Source organism: Microbacterium enclense, assembly GCF_004022425.1.
GTDB lineage: Bacteria > Actinomycetota > Actinomycetes > Actinomycetales > Microbacteriaceae > Microbacterium > Microbacterium enclense_A.
The window spans coordinates 1-17,290 of sequence record NZ_RBZY01000062.1 but is presented as its reverse complement, the minus strand read 5'-3'; the positions used below and the strand labels follow the sequence as shown (position 1 = coordinate 17,290).

22 protein-coding genes are annotated in these 17,290 nt (G+C 65.5%); 7 read left to right on the top strand and 15 right to left on the bottom strand.

All coding sequences use genetic code 11. The annotated features are described in order from the left end of the window. The 3 genes from D8Y23_RS17250 to D8Y23_RS14075 all read right to left on the bottom strand — a co-directional run. Positions 1 to 439: IS5 family transposase (locus tag D8Y23_RS17250; protein WP_128218727.1), on the bottom strand; the 439-nt coding region annotated here is incomplete at its 3' end. Further along, positions 414 to 791, bottom strand: a complete 378-nt coding sequence (locus tag D8Y23_RS17245; RefSeq protein ID WP_164878251.1) for an IS5 family transposase — start codon at positions 789 to 791, stop codon at positions 414 to 416. The genes D8Y23_RS17245 and D8Y23_RS17250, both read right to left, overlap by 26 nt. Positions 792 to 1,284: 493 nt before the next feature. Next, a complete protein-coding gene (locus D8Y23_RS14075) occupies positions 1,285 to 1,947 on the bottom strand; it encodes a TetR/AcrR family transcriptional regulator (protein WP_205797196.1) in 663 nt (220 codons plus the stop codon). 142 nt (positions 1,948 to 2,089) lie between these two features. On the opposite strand from D8Y23_RS14075, the gene D8Y23_RS14070 reads away from it, so the two are divergent. Continuing rightward, positions 2,090 to 3,058 carry an alpha/beta hydrolase family protein gene (locus tag D8Y23_RS14070; protein WP_128218725.1) on the top strand — a complete coding sequence of 323 codons (969 nt, stop codon included), beginning with the start codon at positions 2,090 to 2,092 and terminating at the stop codon, positions 3,056 to 3,058. Between the two features lie 72 nt (positions 3,059 to 3,130). Then, positions 3,131 to 3,607 (top strand): hypothetical protein, encoded by a 477-nt coding sequence (locus D8Y23_RS14065; protein WP_128218724.1) that lies wholly within the window; start codon positions 3,131 to 3,133, stop codon positions 3,605 to 3,607. Positions 3,608 to 3,632: 25 nt separating this feature from the next. On the opposite strand, the gene D8Y23_RS14060 is transcribed toward D8Y23_RS14065, so the two are convergent. Continuing rightward, positions 3,633 to 3,791: a hypothetical protein gene (locus tag D8Y23_RS14060; RefSeq protein WP_128218723.1), complete on the bottom strand. Its 159-nt coding sequence runs from the start codon at positions 3,789 to 3,791 to the stop codon at positions 3,633 to 3,635. A gap of 232 nt (positions 3,792 to 4,023) precedes the next feature. Continuing rightward, positions 4,024 to 4,734: an SDR family oxidoreductase gene (locus D8Y23_RS14055; RefSeq protein ID WP_128218722.1), complete on the bottom strand. Its 711-nt coding sequence runs from the start codon at positions 4,732 to 4,734 to the stop codon at positions 4,024 to 4,026. An 85-nt stretch (positions 4,735 to 4,819) separates the two neighbouring features. Between D8Y23_RS14055 and D8Y23_RS14050 the strand changes: the two genes are divergently transcribed. Then, the gene (locus tag D8Y23_RS14050; protein ID WP_128218721.1) at positions 4,820 to 5,284 is read left to right on the top strand and encodes a winged helix-turn-helix transcriptional regulator; all 465 of its coding nucleotides are present in this window, start codon (positions 4,820 to 4,822) and stop codon (positions 5,282 to 5,284) included. A gap of 66 nt (positions 5,285 to 5,350) precedes the next feature. Here the strand turns inward: D8Y23_RS14050 and D8Y23_RS14045 are convergent, their stop codons facing one another. Then, positions 5,351 to 6,235 carry an SDR family NAD(P)-dependent oxidoreductase gene (locus D8Y23_RS14045; RefSeq protein ID WP_128218720.1) on the bottom strand — a complete coding sequence of 295 codons (885 nt, stop codon included), beginning with the start codon at positions 6,233 to 6,235 and terminating at the stop codon, positions 5,351 to 5,353. Further along, positions 6,232 to 6,966, bottom strand: a complete 735-nt coding sequence (locus D8Y23_RS14040) for an SDR family oxidoreductase (RefSeq protein ID WP_128218719.1) — start codon at positions 6,964 to 6,966, stop codon at positions 6,232 to 6,234. Before D8Y23_RS14040 ends, D8Y23_RS14045 begins: the two co-directional genes overlap by 4 nt. 15 nt (positions 6,967 to 6,981) lie before the next feature. Here D8Y23_RS14040 and D8Y23_RS14035 point away from each other — a divergent pair, with 15 nt between their 5' ends. Then, positions 6,982 to 7,698, top strand: coding sequence for a TetR/AcrR family transcriptional regulator (locus D8Y23_RS14035; protein ID WP_240663909.1), 717 nt, complete (start codon positions 6,982 to 6,984; stop codon positions 7,696 to 7,698). 280 nt (positions 7,699 to 7,978) lie between these two features. Here D8Y23_RS14035 and D8Y23_RS14030 read toward each other — a convergent pair whose 3' ends face one another. Further along, positions 7,979 to 8,809 (bottom strand): helix-turn-helix transcriptional regulator, encoded by an 831-nt coding sequence (locus tag D8Y23_RS14030; RefSeq protein ID WP_128218718.1) that lies wholly within the window; start codon positions 8,807 to 8,809, stop codon positions 7,979 to 7,981. A gap of 134 nt (positions 8,810 to 8,943) precedes the next feature. On the opposite strand from D8Y23_RS14030, the gene D8Y23_RS14025 reads away from it, so the two are divergent. Both D8Y23_RS14025 and D8Y23_RS14020 read left to right on the top strand, forming a co-directional pair. After that, positions 8,944 to 9,684 carry an SDR family oxidoreductase gene (locus tag D8Y23_RS14025; RefSeq protein WP_128218717.1) on the top strand — a complete coding sequence of 247 codons (741 nt, stop codon included), beginning with the start codon at positions 8,944 to 8,946 and terminating at the stop codon, positions 9,682 to 9,684. A 253-nt stretch (positions 9,685 to 9,937) separates the two neighbouring features. Then, complete coding sequence (locus tag D8Y23_RS14020; RefSeq protein ID WP_128218716.1) at positions 9,938 to 10,306, top strand: ArsR/SmtB family transcription factor; 369 nt, start codon at positions 9,938 to 9,940, stop codon at positions 10,304 to 10,306. Positions 10,307 to 10,464: 158 nt separating this feature from the next. Here D8Y23_RS14020 and D8Y23_RS16995 read toward each other — a convergent pair whose 3' ends face one another. From D8Y23_RS16995 to D8Y23_RS14005, 3 genes are all read right to left on the bottom strand, one after another. Then, a complete protein-coding gene (locus tag D8Y23_RS16995) occupies positions 10,465 to 10,698 on the bottom strand; it encodes a hypothetical protein (protein ID WP_128218715.1) in 234 nt (77 codons plus the stop codon). Positions 10,699 to 10,920: 222 nt separating this feature from the next. Continuing rightward, the gene (locus D8Y23_RS14010; RefSeq protein WP_128218714.1) at positions 10,921 to 11,298 is read right to left on the bottom strand and encodes a hypothetical protein; all 378 of its coding nucleotides are present in this window, start codon (positions 11,296 to 11,298) and stop codon (positions 10,921 to 10,923) included. A 55-nt stretch (positions 11,299 to 11,353) separates the two neighbouring features. Next, a complete protein-coding gene (locus tag D8Y23_RS14005; RefSeq protein ID WP_128218713.1) occupies positions 11,354 to 11,635 on the bottom strand; it encodes a helix-turn-helix domain-containing protein in 282 nt (93 codons plus the stop codon). A 191-nt stretch (positions 11,636 to 11,826) separates the two neighbouring features. On the opposite strand from D8Y23_RS14005, the gene D8Y23_RS14000 reads away from it, so the two are divergent. Continuing rightward, the gene (locus D8Y23_RS14000; RefSeq protein WP_128218712.1) at positions 11,827 to 12,117 is read left to right on the top strand and encodes a hypothetical protein; all 291 of its coding nucleotides are present in this window, start codon (positions 11,827 to 11,829) and stop codon (positions 12,115 to 12,117) included. Here D8Y23_RS14000 and D8Y23_RS13995 read toward each other — a convergent pair. The 4 genes from D8Y23_RS13995 to D8Y23_RS13980 form a co-directional block, all read right to left on the bottom strand. Continuing rightward, positions 12,107 to 12,577: a hypothetical protein gene (locus D8Y23_RS13995; RefSeq protein ID WP_128218711.1), complete on the bottom strand. Its 471-nt coding sequence runs from the start codon at positions 12,575 to 12,577 to the stop codon at positions 12,107 to 12,109. The genes D8Y23_RS14000 and D8Y23_RS13995 overlap by 11 nt on opposite strands. Before the next feature lie 602 nt (positions 12,578 to 13,179). Further along, a complete protein-coding gene (locus tag D8Y23_RS13990) occupies positions 13,180 to 14,211 on the bottom strand; it encodes a TniB family NTP-binding protein (RefSeq protein ID WP_128218710.1) in 1,032 nt (343 codons plus the stop codon). Then, positions 14,204 to 16,267 (bottom strand): Mu transposase C-terminal domain-containing protein, encoded by a 2,064-nt coding sequence (locus tag D8Y23_RS13985; protein ID WP_128218709.1) that lies wholly within the window; start codon positions 16,265 to 16,267, stop codon positions 14,204 to 14,206. Before D8Y23_RS13985 ends, D8Y23_RS13990 begins: the two co-directional genes overlap by 8 nt. Next, positions 16,267 to 17,022 (bottom strand): TnsA-like heteromeric transposase endonuclease subunit, encoded by a 756-nt coding sequence (locus D8Y23_RS13980; protein ID WP_164878250.1) that lies wholly within the window; start codon positions 17,020 to 17,022, stop codon positions 16,267 to 16,269. The genes D8Y23_RS13985 and D8Y23_RS13980 overlap by 1 nt, the downstream gene beginning before the upstream one ends. Between the last annotated feature and the right edge of the window lie 268 nt (positions 17,023 to 17,290).

Below are 17,290 nucleotides of genomic sequence, written 5' to 3'. Positions count from 1 at the left end.
TCCCGCGCCACTGCTTGAGCTTGTTGAAGCACCGCTCGACGACATTACGGCCCCGATAGCGGACCCGCTGCTCGTCACCGAAGTCGATCGGTCGGCCACGCCGCTTGCGACGGTGCGCGATCTGATCGTCGCGCTCGGGGATCGTCGCGGCGATCCCGCGCTCGCGCAGCCACGCTCGGTTCGCCTTCGACGGGTAGCCCTTGTCCGCGAGCACCCGGTACGGCCTCGATCGTGGCCTGCCTCGAGCGCCCGGCACGCGGATCTCGCTCAGCGTCGTGGTCAGCATGCTGGTGTCCGCTGCTTGCCCGGGCGTGAGGATGAACGCGAGGGCTCTGCCCTTCCCGTCGCAGACCAGGTGGTTCTTCGTCGTCAGCCCGCCGCGGGAGCGGCCGATCGCATGATCGGGTGGTTCCTCACCGAACTTCTTGTAGTTCGACAACGCCCCCTGTGGTGCGGGGAAGGGTCGCGCCGTGCTGGTGCACGCGCACGATCGTGGAGTCGATCGACACGACCCAGTCCAGGTCTCCGGACTGCTGCGCGAGGGACTGTGTCTTTTCCAGCACCCGCGCCCACACGCCTTGCTCGGACCACCGGTTGAAGTTCTTGTAGATCGTGTTCCAGTTCCCGAACCGCTCCGGCACGTCCCGCCACGGCGCGCCCGTCCGGAACCGCCACGCCGTCGCCTCGACGACCGTGCGCCGATCCACCGGCGGCCGCCCCGTGGACTTCGCGATCGGGAACAACGAGCCGATCACAGCCCACGCCTCATCCGAGATCACATCACGCGACACGTGTTCAAGACTCACCCACGCTGCCCCTGAAGGGGTTTAGCAACACGGCCTAGGCAGTACTGACAAAGTCTTGGCTATCGAACAGTATTCGATGCCAACAATCTGTGCGTTGCACGGCTGCGCGCCCAGACCCGGGCACGGCCTCAGATAAGCTGAGGATGTTAGAGCCCGAACCGTTCTCAAGTGCTCGTAGCGCCAACAAAATTTGTCAGTAGTCGACTTTCGAGAACGTTACGGTCTCACGACGAATCAGTTGTCCGCGAGCACAGGTGAAGGCACAACTGTCGCGGCTCCCAGTGCGACCTCCGCGGAGACACCGGCCGTGATGGCCACCTCGACGGCACGACTCATGGTCAACGTCGATCCCGCCAACGTCTCGGTTCCCGCGAGCTGCGCACGTTCGTTATGCACTTCGACGACGGGTGATCGGGCGGGCGTTCGTCACGAGCAGGGAGGCCACCGGCTCACGTCGCCGCCGCGTGTTTCGCACTCGCTACGAAGCGGCGGGAGAAGAGAGCGCGGGCTGCAGCGCGCCGTGGCCCGTTCCGGTCTCTGCAGCGATCGACGCAACGAGGCCGAGGAGAGCGGCCTGTGCCTCGTCGGTCATGCGTCCGTCGGCGATCCCCGCGAAGAACACCTGGTCGACCGCCCGCACCGCGGCTCCTCCCGCCTGCTGCAGGAGGTCGCCGCCCGCGTCGGCGCGCTGCGGCAGGTGCGGAGCATCCGGTGCCCGCCGATGCGCCACGGCCACTTCGGCCATCGCGGCGATGCCGGGGTTCGCCAGCGCCATGGCTCGGGTGAGCGCTGCCTCCTCTCGGTCGAGGTTCTCGCGCGCGTCGTGCCAGTACAGGTCGATGAACGCGACGAAGGCGATGCCGGGATGCTGCTGGTACAGCTCGATGAGACGGCGCGACCTGCTGCTCGGCCACTCGGTGACGAAGTCGAGCTTCGACGGGAAGTAGCCCGAAACCGTGCGGGGAGCCACCTCCGACGCCTCGGCGATGTCTCCGATCGTGGTGCGGCTGTACCCCTGCTCGGCGAACAGCCGGAGAGCGCTCAGCAGGATGTGCCGGCGGCGCTTGAGCTTCGAACGCTCCCGGTGGCCCAGGGGCTCGGCGTCGGCGAGGGTCATCGTGGGTTCCTCCTTCTCCTCCATCCGGCACAGCGTACACATCGGCGGAGCAAATTTGCATTATTGTGTATTTTTGCCGTGCGTGGCAATGTTGCAGTCACCGCGACACAGCGGCGACTCGGACGGACAGCAGTCGGCCCGGGTACACCGAACGAAAGGACACCCGATGAGCACTTCCTACGCCGCCGCCGGAGGCATTCCGGTCAGCGAGCCCACCGCGTTCTCCGCCTACAGCCCCGTCGTCCTCGACGTGCCCGGACGACCGGTTCCCCTCGAGATCAAGGTGTCGGTCCCGGCCACCGGAACCGGCCTGCCCGTGATCCTGCTCTCCCACGGCCACGGCATGACGAACTTCCTCGCCTCGCTCAACGGCTACGGACCGCTCGCCGACTTCTGGGCGGCGCACGGCTTCGTCGTGATCCAGCCCACGCACCTCGACTCAATGGCGCTCGGTCTCCGCGACACCGACCTGCCTGACGCGTCGATCTTCTGGCGCGACCGGGCGATCGACATGCACGTCATCCTCGACCGCCTCGACGAGATCGAAGCGGCGGTGCCGGGCCTCTCGGGCCGCATCGATCGCGACAAGATCGCCGCCGCGGGTCACTCGCTCGGCGGCGGCACCGTCTCGCTGCTGCTCGGCATGCAGGTTCCCGACCCCGACGACGACCGCGAGAAGGACCTGTCCGACCCCCGCGTCAAGGCCGGCGTCATGATCGGCGCTCCTGGCGTCGGCGACGAGCACCTCTCGGAGTGGGCCGCGGAGAACTACCCGATGATGAAGTACATCGACTTCTCGGCCATGTCGGGAACGGGGCTGGTCATCGCCGGCGATAAGGACCTCAACCTGCACTTCTCCGACCGGCTCAGCTACCGCTGGGACGCGTTCACGCGGAGCCCCGCCGGCAACAAGACGCTGCTGATGTTCCACGGAGCCGAGCACATCTTCGGCGGCATCTCCGGATACGACGCCGTCGAGACCTCCGACGACAACCCCGAGCGCGTCTACGCGCTCCGGGCGCTGGTCTGGGCATACCTCCGCTCGCAGTTGTTCGCGGGCGACGACGCGTGGCCGGCCGCCCTGCAGGCGCTCGAGAGCGCCGCCGACCCGATCGCGCACGTCGAGACCCGCTGACCCGGCTTCGGCAGGGGCGGTCGGGAGCCCCGGCCGCCCCTCATCCGACCATCGAACCGACAGGAGACACTCATGTGGTCCGCATTCGCCGCTGCAACCGGTGGCGCCGCGGCCGGATTGACCGGCCTCACGTTCATCGTCGTCGCGTTCCGCTTCGACACCATCGCGCTGTCACCGGAATACCGCAACCGCGCCGGACAAGCGCTCACGCTCTTCCTGACCGTCGTAACCGCGGCCGCGCTCGTCACCGTTCCGCAGTGGCCCCGCGCACTGGGGGCCGAGTTGATCGTCCTCTCGGCGGTGAATGCGGCGCTGCTGCTCCGGCTGGACGCCGCGGCACGCAGCGGGCAGACCGCCCGCACCCGTCCCGCGCTCGCCGTCGCACTCACCTCCTTCGTCGCCGGCATCGCCGCGAGCGGAGTCCTCCTCATCTGCGGCCTCGACCTCGGGTACTACTTCTACGCGGCGAGCACGATTCTCGGGCTCACCTGGGGGGTCTACGGCGCCTGGGTCTTCCTCACCCAGACGGCGCTGCCCGCGGCGGGCTGAGCCCCGGCGGTGGGGACGGAGCGGCTCAGCGCGGCTCGGCCGCGAGGTGCGGCACCGTTTCGGCGAGCGCCTGGATGCCCCGTTCCATGTCGCCGGCCGATACCAACTCGTCGGGGTTGTGGCTGATGCCGTGGGGGTTCCGGAGGAACAGCATGCCTACGTCGGTGACGGCGACGATCGCCATCGCGTCGTGCCCGGCGCGGCCGAAGCGCTGTCAGACGCCGCGCACTTTGCCAGCGGGGCGCGGACAGGCCTTGCGATCTCTGTCGATGCAGGTCGAAGCTGAGGCCGCCGTCTTGTCACGAAGCTTGTCAGTGGTTGAAGGAGGCGCGCCCTCTTGTCGACGGCCTGAAATGCAAGTCTCCCGGCGTGGCTGGGCCTGCGGGTGTCTGCCCACGCGGCCTTCGACCGGGAGGTCATCGCGCCTGGGCGAAGCCCGAGTAGAACTCGGCCGGGTCGCCCGACAGGCTCGCCTTGACCGCGGCGCTTTGGTCGTCGGCGATGATCTCCAGCGCGCCGGCGGCGACGCCGTCGATGGCGGTGGCCGCGACATCCTCCGGCCTGTTCTTCTCCACGTCGATCGACGCCATCATGTCGGTGTCGGTGCTCGCGAGGATGAGGCCCGACACCTGCGTGCCCTGCGCGGCGAGCTCGATGCGCACACCGTTGGTCAGCGCCCACCCGGCGGCCTTGGACGCGCCATACCCGTTGGAGTGCTCGTAGCCGAGCCAGGCCATCACCGACAGCACGTTGAGTAAGGCACCGCCGCCGTTGGCGGCGAGCACCGGCGCGAAGGCGCGCACCATCGAGAGCGTGCCCCAGTAGTTCGTGTCCATCTCGCGGCGAATGTCTGCGAGGTCTCCTGCCACGAGCGGCGCGAACGTCGAGACGCCGGCGTTGTTGACCAGGAGGGTGACGTCGGTCGCCGCCCGTGCAGCGGCGGCGACGGACCCGGAATCGGTGATGTCGAGGGCCAGCACCTCCACGCCCGCGATATCGATCGACTCCGGAATACGGGCCGTCGCGTAGACCTTTCGCGCGCCGCGGCGGACCAGTTCGGTGGCGATCGCCTTGCCGATACCTCGATTCGCACCGGTGACGAGAGCGGTGGCGTTCTGAATGTCCATGATGACTCCTTCAATCTGAGTTGGAATGCCCAAGTCAAACTACGGCATCTGAGTTGGGAATGCCAACTTATGAGAGAATGAGCGCATGTACGACGCGCCCGGACAGGAATACATCGGTGACGAACCGTGCGCACTGGCCAACGCGGTCGATGTCATTGGAGAGCGCTGGAGCTTCTTCGTTCTGCGGGAGGCGCTGGCCGGTGTGACCCGGTTCGGCGAGTTCCGCGACCGTCTGGGCGTCGCCACCGACGTGCTGACCGTTCGCCTCCAGCGGTTGACAGATGCAGGCGTGCTTCAACGACGCGAGTACCGCCAGCCCGGACAGCGGGCACGGCACGAATACGTACTGACCACCGCCGGCAACGAACTCGCGGTGATCGTGGTGGCGCTGCAGCAGTGGGGCGAGGTGCATGCCCCCTCGCGGACGCCCTCCTCCATCGTGGCACGAGGCGGCGACGCCCAGCAGATCCGCGCCGCGCTGGTCGATGAGCACGGCCAGGCGGTCGACGTCGAGCGCGTGCGCTTCGACCGCGACAGTCACCCGGCGTAGCGCAGGTTCGCGTGACCGGGGTTGCACACCGGGTGACCTCCGCGGCCTACGCTCAGCTGGAGTGCGTCACCGCTGAACGAGGTCGCCGAGGTCGAGCCGACCGAGGAACTCGTTCTGGATGTGGTCGGCGACGGCGCTGACGACGCCCGAACCGTCATCGGCGGGATCGAGGTGCACGCGGAACGGCCGCTCGCCGCTGCGCAGTGCGACCAATCGCGCCATCTCGTCGGACACGATCGACGCGTCCACATCGGCGGGGAACAGCTCGGCGAGCTTGCCAGCGACCTGCTCCATGAGGCCCGCATACCGCAATTCGTAGGCAGCAGCCGTGTCGGAGTCTTCTGGATGACCGCTGTGCGCGAAGTGGTTCGTGCCGCTGGTGAACGAGCCGGGGACGACAATGGTCGTCTCGATCCCCCACCGCACGAGCTCCTTCGCCAAGCTGACGGCGAGGGCGTCCTCCGCCGCCTTCGCGGCGAAGTACGGACCGAGATACGGGGGCGTTCCGCCCTTGGTGCTCGAGCTGCCGACCCACATCAGATACCCCGTACCCCGCTGTCGCATCCCGGGAAGCACCGCGCGATTGAGCCGCTGGGTGGAGATCACATTGGTGTCGTAGATCTCCGCGACCTGCGCGGGCGTGAATGCCTCGACGGGTCCCGTCACCATGTGACCCGCGTTGTGCACGAGCACGTCGATCCGCTCGTGTGCGGCCAAGATGCCCGACACCGCGGCCCCGACCGACTCGTCGGACGAGACATCCAACTCGACCGGCCGCAGGTCGACTCCGCGTTCGTCAGCATCCTTTCGCGCGGCTTCCGCGGCTTCAGCGTTCCTGCCGGCGATGTCGCGCATGCCCGCGTAGACGATGTCACCGTTGGCGGCGATCTTTCCGGCCGCGGCGGCACCGAACCCGCTCGACGCTCCGCTGATCAGCACGATGTTGTTCATGCGATCCCTCCGTTCGTGTAGAGGATCTGCCCGTTCACCCAGTGCGCGTCGATGACCGACGCGACGGTGTCCGCGATGTCGTCGGGCTGGCCAAGCCGCTCCAGGGGCGACATCGATGCAAGCTGGTCGATGACCTCCTGCGGCTTGCCGTCAAGGAACAGCGGCGTCGCGGTAGGGCCCGGAGCGATGGTGTTGACGGTGATGTCCCGACCGCGTAGTTCGCGGGCCAGGATGAGGGTCATCGCCTCCACTGCCCCCTTGGATGCGGCATATGCCGCATAATTCGGCTGCTGAAGCCGCGTGACGGACGAGGAGAACAGCACGATCGACCCTCCCGACTTCAGCCGCTTCGCGGCCTGCTGCGCAACGACGAACGTCCCTCGGACGTTTGTGCGCATCAGACGGTCGAACTCCGCCAGTTCCATCTCGGCGACGGGCGCAAGCGGCATGACACCCGCGGTGTGCACCACCACATCGATACCGCCGAACTCTTGTTCCGCACTCTCGAACAGCGCCTCGACATCGGTCTCCTCGGCGATGTCAGCACGCACGGAGATCGCGCGTCCTCCCGCGGAGATGATGGCATCGACGGCGTCCTGCGCGCGGTCGGCGTTACCGCTGTAATGCACCACGACACCGAGGCCGGCTCCCCCGAGCCTTGCGGCGGTGGCTCGTCCGATTCCGCCGGATCCTCCGGTGACGATGGCAACACGTTGGACAGATTCGGTCATGGGACTACCTCCTATATGGACGATCAGTTCATTTCCGAGTCTTACGATGGTGCATTGCACAGCAGCGCGCAACCCCCAGGAGAAAAAACGATGAGCAACACTGAGACGCCGCCCAACAGCCGTCGCGGGCGACGGCCGGCCGCGCCGCTGCGTTCGAGCATCCTGGATGCCGCGCTCCAGACATTCGAGGAAGGCGGCATGGGCGCAACCACGTTCGAGCGGGTCAGCCGTCTCGCCGGCGCCAGCAAGACGACCCTCTACAAGTGGTGGCCCTCCCCTGCGGCGCTCGTCGCCGAGGCGCACTTCGGCCGCGTCGAGAACGCGCTAGCGTTCCCCGACACCGGCGACCTCGAAGCCGACCTGACGTCGCAACTTCGAGCGTTCGTCGAAATCCTCCAGCGTCCCGGAATCGCGCGTACCGTGACCCGGATGATCGGCGCCGCCCAGGACAATGAAGAACTCGCCGCCGCGTGGAGCGCGAACTACTCGGGTCCTCGCCGCAAGCTCGCCGTTGAGCGATTCGAACAAGCCAAGCATCGCGGGCACCTCCGTGAGGACATCGATGCCGAAGTCCTCGTCGACCAACTGTGGGGCGCGTGCTATCACCGACTACTGATCCCCGACCAACCCCTCACCGAGCACTTCGCCGCCGCACTCGTCTCCAACCTCTGCCGCGGCATCCTGAACGAAGAGACGGCCGCCCAGGGGCGAACGGAACCTTCGCCGATATGACGCCGCGTTCGCGGAGTCTTGGCGTTCTCGGCAATGCCCGACTCCCATCACTCGAGAGAAGACTCAGCGACCAGTCAGCTGAGACACGCCGGCGCCCGATCGCCCATAGCCGGCAGCTTTCACGCACGACCCGCCCTCGTGACAAGCTTCTGGCGACGCGGACGCGGTTCTGTCACCGCTGACGAAGTTTTCGTCACTACCGCCACGCCCCGTCGGGCGCGACGAGATCACCTTCCGACGCGGAGGTCAGCGACGCGAGAAGTGTGAGATCCCTGACGGGTCAACGGGGCATATCAGTGGGTGTGCCGACCATCGACGCGAGCAGGCGCAGCTTGTCTGCGCTCTCGCTGCGTATGTCGGGGTAGTAGACGACGAGGACGAGACCCTCCACGGGGAGCTTCTCCCGGTTCAGCGACAAAGGACCAAGAGCGGGGTGGATGATCCTCGCCGTGCCGCCGGCGAGGTGCCGAACGTCGTGCCTCGACCACAGCGCTTGGAAGCGGGCGCTCGCGAGCGAGAGCTCACCGACGAGTTCGATCGCACGCGCGTCTGTCACGTCGTCGCCGATGTTGCGGCGAAACAGGGCCACGAACTCCATGACGGCCCGGTCCCAGTCGTCCTGGAACTCGCGCTCCTCCGGATCCAGCAGCAGAGACTTCAGGCGGTTGTACCCAGGGGCGAGGCGCGGAGAGAACGCGATGGCGAGGTCGTTCGAAGCCAGCACGTCGAAGTACCGACCCTCGATAAACGCGGGCACGTCGAGTGCCGCCAGAAGATGATGCAGGCGAGCGGGCACACGTTCGACCTGCCGACGGCGTTGTGCCGCGGGACGAGGATGAACCAGGCTCTGGAGGTATTCGGCTTCCACCTCGTCCAGTTGCAGTACTCGCGCCAGCGATTTGAGGACTTGCGCCGATGGGCTGTGGTCTCGTCCGCGCTCGAGCCTGAGGTAGTAGTCAGCACTGATGCCGGCCAGGAGCGCAACCTCCTCGCGCCGCAAGCCCGTCACACGTCGATTCGAGCCCCCCGGAATCCCCAGCTGCTCGGGCGAGACCAACCCTCGGCGCGCCCGAAGGTACTCACCCAGCTGGTTCGTCTCGCCGCCGCCCACGACGACAACGATATTGACTACGCCGACGATGAGGGGAGGCCCTGTCGCTCCCCGGATCAGCGAGGCCTTCGCACCACTCCCGATCGGCGACCATGCTGTTCCTGCACCCTTCAGCGGACAGAGAGAAGGAAGACGTGGACATCAGCGGACGCACCGCACTCATCGTCGGAGGCACCTCCGGCATCGGCCATGGAATGGCGAAGCGCTTCGCGGACGCCGGAAGCACCGTGATCGTCGGCGGACGCACCGCCGCGGGCATCGAAGATCTCGAGACGGTCACGATCGACGTCACCGACGCGGACTCCGTCCTCCGCGCCCGCGACGAGGTTCTCGCGAACCACCCAGACCTCGACCTCGTCGTGACGATGTCGGGCGTCATGATCCTCGAGAATCTCCGCGACCCCGAGCACTTCACACAGACCGAAACCATTGTCACCGTCAACCTCCTCGGAACCATCCGAGTAATCGACGCGTTCACACCGCACCTCCTCGCTCGCGGCGCCGGCGACATCCTCACCGTCTCCTCCGGAATCGGATTCATGCCCTTCCCGTCCATGCCCACCTATGGCGCATCGAAGGCCGCCGTGCACTCGTACACCGAATCGCTCCGAGCACAGCTCACCGGCACCGGCGTCGGCGTCACCGAGCTCGTGCCACCCGCCGTCGCGACCGCCGGGCAGGAAAAGGTAAACCCGAACGCTCTCCCCCTCGACGACTTCCTCGACGAGGTCATCGACCTCCTCACGGCCGAGCCGACAACGTACGAGATCGTCGTCGAGCGCGCCCAGCCCCTCCGGTGGGCAGAACGCGATGGCACTTACGCCGAGCTTCTCGAGGCCCGCTCGCAGGCCCTGAGCACGCTCCCCGGCCGCTGAGCAACGACCCCTGGTATGGGCAATGGCGCAACACGATCCTCGTCGAACGGCGCCAACCTCACTGATCGCATGCCGAAACTCCGGGCCCAAACACGGTCTGCGGATGCTTTCGACGGCTGCCACAATCGCAACCGCGACACATCACGACGACTGTATCCGTGCGTTCAAGTGAACCGGGGCGCCTAGCCGTTCGGCTTCACGCTTCTTTACCACGGCGGCTCCGTTCCTGCTCCGTTCGATTAACAATCTGCGTATGAATGCAGGTTCCCCACGGTGTGGCCGTCTGCCGGATAGCGAGTACGTCGAGCTGGCGGTCGAGGTCTTCGCGATGCTCGCGGACGCGACGCGCGTGCGCATCATCATGGCGTTGCGGGATGCGGGCGAGCTGTCGGTGAACCACCTTGCCGACATCGTCGACAAGTCCCCGGCCGCCGTGTCTCAGCACCTTGCGAAACTGCGCCTGGCGCGGATCGTGGCAACCCGTCAGGACGGCACCCGGATGTTCTACCGGCTGAAGAACGAGCACGCCCAACAGCTGGTCGCGGATGCGGGGGCTGCCCTGCAGTCGATTGAAATCGCGAACTCGACTCGGCGGCGGATCACGCCACAACAGCGAAAGTAGCCGGTACTACCGGCACGTCAGGCCGCGCCAGTTCGCCAACGGGTCGTTGGCGTATTGACTTCAACAGTCCAACGGGTCATTGGACAATTGCTCACGGCGTCCGGCGCCTCGCTCCCGACCAGACACGTTGAGACGCTCTCACTCGCAACCCTCGGAGCTCACTCAGGTAGGTCGAAGTGGTGCCGCAAGGCCCGTTCCGCACCACTCACCGACGAGTTGTCTTCGTCGAATACGCCGCTGCGCAGACGGTCCACGGTCTCCTGAATTTGATCGCGGTTTGAGTCTCGCCAAGCTCGGACGGCCTGATCGCGGAGCAGACCGGACCGCTGGCTTCCCTCGTAGTCGAGGAGCAGTTCCGTGTCTATCGCGTTTGCCGTGACGCTCGAACTCACGTCGACGCTTTCCCGCAGGGTGGACCACTGGCACGTCACGACCCCGCCGCCGGAGATGGCGATCTCGTACCGCTGGATGGCACCGTCAGCGCTGCCACGGTGCCCACGTGCCGGATCGTGATGACACGGCCCCGGATCTCAATCTGTCTCAACTGTTTGCTCCTCGCCGATTGATTAGGCAAGCCCGCGCGCCCCGCCGACGCAAGCTGTGATCGAGACTCGTCAGCATTGAAGGTCAGGGGCGATTCGTCCTGGGCGGACCACCCGGTCGTGGCCCGGCACGAAGACGATGGTTCCGAGGCGTGCCCAGTAACTGATCAGCCACTGCTGCAACAGATCTCGTTGGGCCTGACGATGCGCAAGCGGTCGATCCGGATCGTCGATCACCGTCTCCCAGTCCGTCATGGAGAACACTGCGCCAAGCAGCTGCACACAGGAGGGTCCGTTCCCAAACCTGTCCCACCATTCCATCGTCAGCTGGCCGGCACGGACGGCAGTGGTGGTCCCCTGCGGCTCTTCAATCGTCCCGATCAGTGCGCTCAAGAATGGGTCGTCCACGGCGAGCAGGAAGGGTTTATGCTCGGTTCCGGTGCTCGCCATAGGCGAAGGATGCCATACGGATGAGGCATCGCTGCGACGGCCCACCGGACGGAGATCATCGTGCCGTCAAGTCTGGAACGTCGCGCGGGAGAAGCTCAGCGAGGGTCAAGTCCAACACCTGCGCGATCGCGAGCAGCGTCTTCACCGTCGGGTTCGCCGGCATTCCCGGTCGCGACTCCCCCTTTTCCAGCTTCTGATAGGTGTATCGACTCAAGCCGGCCTGGTAGGCGACGCGTTCCTGGCTGAGCCCTCGGGCGACTCGTTCACGCTGAATCCGCGACCCCAGGTGTAGCGAGAAGCTCTCCCATGAGTCGGAGCTCGAAGGAGTGCGGGGCATCACCCCAGGTTGATTCGCACGCCTCCTTCGTCTGGCCTATTCCGTATGGCAATCTGTAGCTCTCCGCCTCCGGTCCACCGGAGTGAGAAGGGATACACGTGGATTCCCCGAAGAGCGACGATCGCCACCGGCCAACGGCGATGGATCTCGTGAGACGAGCACACCGAGGCGAGCTAAGCCACGAGCGACTTGTGGCTGCGCTCAAGTCCTGGCCGTTCCAGCCGCAGTACCGAACGGAGGGGGAGGCGGACGATTGGGAATTCGTCGAGGACAGCCTCGACGCTGTGGTGTACGCGTATATCGAGCTCGACCTGTTGTCGGAGGACGAGTACAACTTGATCGCTGACGGCAGCGACGAGGGAGTGGCCGCCATCATTCGAGAGCGCGGGGGGATGACGAGCGAACCGCTCGCTGACGTTGCGGCGCGCTTCGGCCTGACGCTCGACGCCCCGGGCGCCAATTCTTCGGAGGTCACGCCATGAGACGTGCCACGAGTTCATCGAGATCGTCCGGGCGCAGCACCGCGTTATTCAATGACCGAGTGCGCGTCGCGCCCCAGCCGGGCTGCACCTCCAAGGCGGGCATGCGTACTGTGTCGAGATGCCTCAGAAGACAGGCTCGGTTCGTACGAGCCGAGGCGAAGAGCGCCTTCTCAAGTCCACACCGAACCGTCTTGACCCGCGCGTTCTTTCGAGCGCCATAAGCGATCATGACGGCGCGCCTGCTCCGACGGACGATCTCGCCGGACAGCAGCTGAAGGGCCCGACCGCCCGAACTCCTGAGGACACCTGCGACGGCGGCCTGCATGATCTCCACCTGGCTTTCGACGCGGTAGCGAGGACCGAGAAGAAATCGCAAGAACTCTGCGTCCACCAGCAGCCCGGTGAGAGCCACAGCCTCGGGGTATGCGCACAAGAGGGCGTCATCCACGTCGGAGAGCACGTCGACACCGAACTCAACTGCTCGCCGGTGTGGGGCCGCGTCCGGAGCATCGCGGAGGGCCGTCTGCAGCAACCGACAGGAGAGCTGCAGCTCGCCGGTATGAAGCGAGATCCCGCGGTTCCAGAGGCGCCCGGAGAGCCAACGTTCAGCCTTGCCGTACGAGGAGTGGTTTTGGAGGTCGATATCGCGTCCGTGGAGGTGCCAACGTTGGTGAGAAAGACACACGGCTCCCCCGCGACTTCGGATCGTCGTCCAGGCACCGTGGGCGCATCGTCGGCACGCCGTACGTGGCTGCTGTGGGCCGGAACATCTGCGACAACGGTCAGCGCGCCAACCGGTGTGGCTGCACCGCACAATCATCGGATGGCGACGAGCGTCTCTGTCGAAGTAGCCGGCGGAGAGACCCCCGAGCGCCTCGACTATGTGGGGCACCTTTCCCAGATTGGGATGCGTGGCGGACAAGCCGCCCAATTCCTGCACATGGAGTCGTAGGCGCGCGGGTTCGATCGCGTTCGCCTCAGCGAGTCGTCCCAGAAACCCAGGGACCGTCTCACCCGCGAGGGGCCGAACGGTCACCGGCAGGGCGCGCGGCAAGGCCATGATCAGGTTGTCAGCGCCTCGCGCCGCGACTGGCGCCGTCGCTTAGCGTCGAGACTGGCGCGAAGCCGACTGAAATCGAGCGACTCCGAACCTGTCTGCATCGCCTCGACGGCAGCGAGCTGAATGATGCCAGCCACCTCCCCGACACGGCCGTTGCTCGCGTCGAACAACATCTCGGCGTCATCGAGAATGTCGCCAGGCTTCTGATTCACCAGCTTGGCGTTGGCCTCAAGATCCTCGAGGAGAGCCGACCACTCGTCGCGGCTCGATTGATTGTTCTGGCGATGCGGCTCCAGCGTCATCAGGCGAAATCTGGTCGCTACTTGGGAGGCCCATCCACCGTCGAGTAGCCCTGAGGCCGCAACATTGGCGCCGGCATACACGAATGTCGCGGGGCACTTCTCGGATAGCTGTTTCAGGTAGTTGGTGGCGTCGTAGGCGCCCTGGCGGTTCTGGTTGAGGTTGTGGATCTCATCGATCACGACGAGTTCAGTGCCACAGCGCGCCACGACCTCCGCGAGGTGCCTCAGTAGCTCGGGAGCTGTCGTCCGGTGGCGCACCGGAGTGCCGAGGAAGAAGGTGAACTCCATGAACAGAGACTTTGGCGTGCAGTCTGAGGGCGTGCACACGTAGATCACGGGTACCCGCCCTGCCTGGCCGCGCGGACCGCCTCGGTCGCGCCTCTGTATTTCGAACTCTTTGGCGAGCCTCGTTGCGGCAGTCGACTTTCCGGCATTGGGCACCCCGTCGATGATGATGCCGAACTTGCCTTCTCGTTTCAGGAGGTTGGCGCGCATTCTCAGTCGCAGCTCGTCGCGGATCTCCCGCACATCCGCGGTCAACGAGATGCGGCCGTTCATCATGAAATCGAGGCGACTCTGGCAGTACGTGATGCGTTCTTCGCGTGACAGCGAAGCCAGCTGTGCCGGCTCCAGCAGGTACGGTTCCACCAGACGCTCCGAAACGAACTCCGCCCACCCCTCCTTCGTTTGCCAGTTCGGTTTCGGGACAGCGCCGAGGTCCAGGTCAATCATCAAGTCGCGCTTTCACGTCCTTTGTGCTCTGGAAACCGCCCGCTTCGTCCCACACAGCGCGGTCTGCCCCTGCCTCGAGAAAGCCGTTGCCGCCCGTGCGACGAAAGCGCGTGTCGGAGGGTCCGACCTTCTCGTTCTTGGCGGCGGGCTCCTCGGGCTCGACGTAGCGAGCGAGGGCCATCGGATCATCCAGCGCAGCTCTTGTTTGCGACGCTTTCCGAGCGGCTGCGGGATCCCCGTAGCGCCCGCGTCGCAAGCCCTCTTTGAGAGCCTGGCCAGCCCGACTGGGCGACTCACTGCGGGGGAGGTCGTTTTCCCGCAGTGCTCTGACGACCTCATCGCGGAACGGCATCTCCGCGGCACCCGCGGCCCAGTTGAGAGGTACGAACTCATCTCCGAGGTCGAGCCACACGGTATAGATGTTCAGCGGGTCTCGGCGGATGGTCCAGGACTTTTGCAACGCCCCAGGAACAGTCCCGACGAGCTCGCTGAGTCGAGCCGAGGTGTATCTCCGATAGCGGATGTTGAAGCCGTATGCCTGCATCTTTCGGGTTTCGGCAGGCAGGAGGCCGACGTACTCGTCGTAACCGAATGGGATGGGCAGTTCCGGAGAGATCTCGCGCATCAGAGTTGCCATTTCCATCGGCGTGAGCTTTCGTCTCGGTCGGAGCGGGTCCCGCAGCCCGTCGTGCGGCCGGTGCATCCAATGCACTGCGATCCAGTCGTCGAGCAGCTCCTGCGCCTGTATCAACGTCGGAGCTGAGTGCGGCGCCTCGTCCTTCCCCCGGTGCTCCGCACTTCGTCCGACGTAACTGCGGAGATACTGTGCGAACTGATCCGCGATCGTTCCGAACAGCCGCTCAATGTGAGGTTTGCCGGTCGGAGTGTATGGCGCAGAGAAGATCAAGGAGATCCCAAGTCGCTCGCAGGCCTCACGGAACGCCTTGGAAGTGTAGATCTTGCCGTTGTCGGTCGTGATCGTCTCCGGAAAGACGAATGGCAGCTGGTTGCGGTAGCGATCGAGCTCCTCCTGTGTGATCCCGCGCGGCTCAGCCCACGCGGCGGAGACGAGCTCTCGGGTTTGGCGCGCTCCATCAGGGCGACGATCGTATGGCGTCAGAGCGCGAGCCAGGACCGTTGCCAGATCGGCGGACTTGGTTCCCCCAGCCCGCAGCACGGCGGCAATGGGATAGCGACTGCTCACCTCCAGCAGAATCGTCATCTCCGGCCGAGCCATGCCTCCTCTCGTAGTTACCTGCCCGTCATCCAGCATGATCTCGGCATCGAAGGAGTTGGTATCGATCTGAACGTGCTCCCCCAACCGCGGGGACTCATGTTGCCGAAACTCTCGTTGTGGCCGATTGGCTAGAGACATCCGCGTCTTCGCCGAAGTTGTCAGGTGCTTCGAGCGGGGCACCTCACCGATGAGGCGACGCATGGTCCGGTCGCTCGGAACGTCGAAGGGTGGCTGATCGCCGTATCGGTCGGCGATCGCAAATCGGACGTCGTCGATGATCCTGCCGATCGTGCCGGTCGACTCCCAGTTCGCCTTCCAGCAGATCTCGCCGACGATCTCCAGGAGGCGCGCGTCGCGCGTGTGGCGTTTGGGCGAACGGTAGCTTCTATAGACGAGCCCCACAGCTCCGTGCTCCCGATAGGCGTCGAGCTTTCGCCAGACCGTGCGAGTGTCGACAGTGCCACTCGCGCGCTGGGCCCCAATGGCTTGCACGATTTCTTGAACGAGCGTCCGCGTTGCCGCGGACTCGCGGCCCCCGGTCGCCAAGTGCGCATCAAGACGACGCACGTGAGGTAACCAGAACTCGGCGGCACGGCGCTGCTCCGGCGGCACCTGATCGAGCAGGCCGTCAACCGCCATGCCCCGCCGTTTCGCCGCTCCAGGCCACTCAACCGAAGGATCGCGGAGCAGGTCCGCTACGAGTGCGACACGCACGTAACCTTCATCGACAGCGCGCAGGCGCGCGCGCGACGCGTCCAGCGCGACTAGTTCGAATGTCACGTCGTCCCAAGTCAGTTGGTCACCGAGCTCGAGCCTCATCACCACTCACTTCCTGTGCACAGTGCGTCTCGATCCATCTCCAGTCGCGCGGACAAGTCGACCTCCAACACGCCATGCCAGATCGCGGCCAGAAGCAAACCCCGCGCCGGGATGAGTCCACCCTCGAACACCGGGATCCAGTGCCTCAACGCGCGCGACTCGCCGACGCAGCGACGAAGAACGTCTGTGATCTCAGGCGGACAGTTCCATCGCTCGAACCGGTACCCCGCCAGGAATCGCAAGTTGAACGCCTGCACGGCCGTCAGATCAGCGAACAAGCGGTAATCCACGTCGAGCAGATCGCAAAGCGCGCTGGTGCGCCCGAACGTCTCAGCATCCTTCGAACGGATCCGCTCCCGAGGCCGCACGTCCACCAACATCAGGGAGCGATCATCGCGTTCCACGAGAACATCCGGGAAGTGTGACTTTCTGGGCGAGGCCCAGATCATCTCGAATGGCTGAGAGGCGAAGCTGATCACGGCTGGGTCGCGATCCAGCGCGGTTAGAGCCATCTTCTCGTAGAGCGACTCGAACCACACGTGCCGGCCAGTCGTGGCAGCCCAGTAGAAGCCGGAGTAGTTCGGCTTGTCTTTGTACGACGTGGACGAGCGGACGGGGTTCAGCCGCTGCGGCCGCAGCAAGCCCATGTCGGCGAAATCGACACGAGCCCGGACGCCCTCGCGCCTGACCTCGAGGCTCCCCCGCCGGATAGCAGCGTCGGGGAGAACGGCGGGCAGGACGGATGTCAGATCCACCGCGTACCTCTCCGGTCGAAGATGGCGAGCCTGACAAGTGCCACATAGGTGTGGTGCTCTCACCGCAGAGAGTACGACCGGGCCCCGCGAGCCGATTGCGCGACGCGCCGCGGTCGTGACAAGGTTCTGGCAACGCGGACACGGTTCTGTCATCGCTGACAAAGTTTTTGTCACTACTGACAAGGTTCTGGCAATCGGACAGCTGACCCGACTTCATCACGAGAAGATCACGGAACGCTCTTCCCTTCCGTTACCTCACCGTTATAGA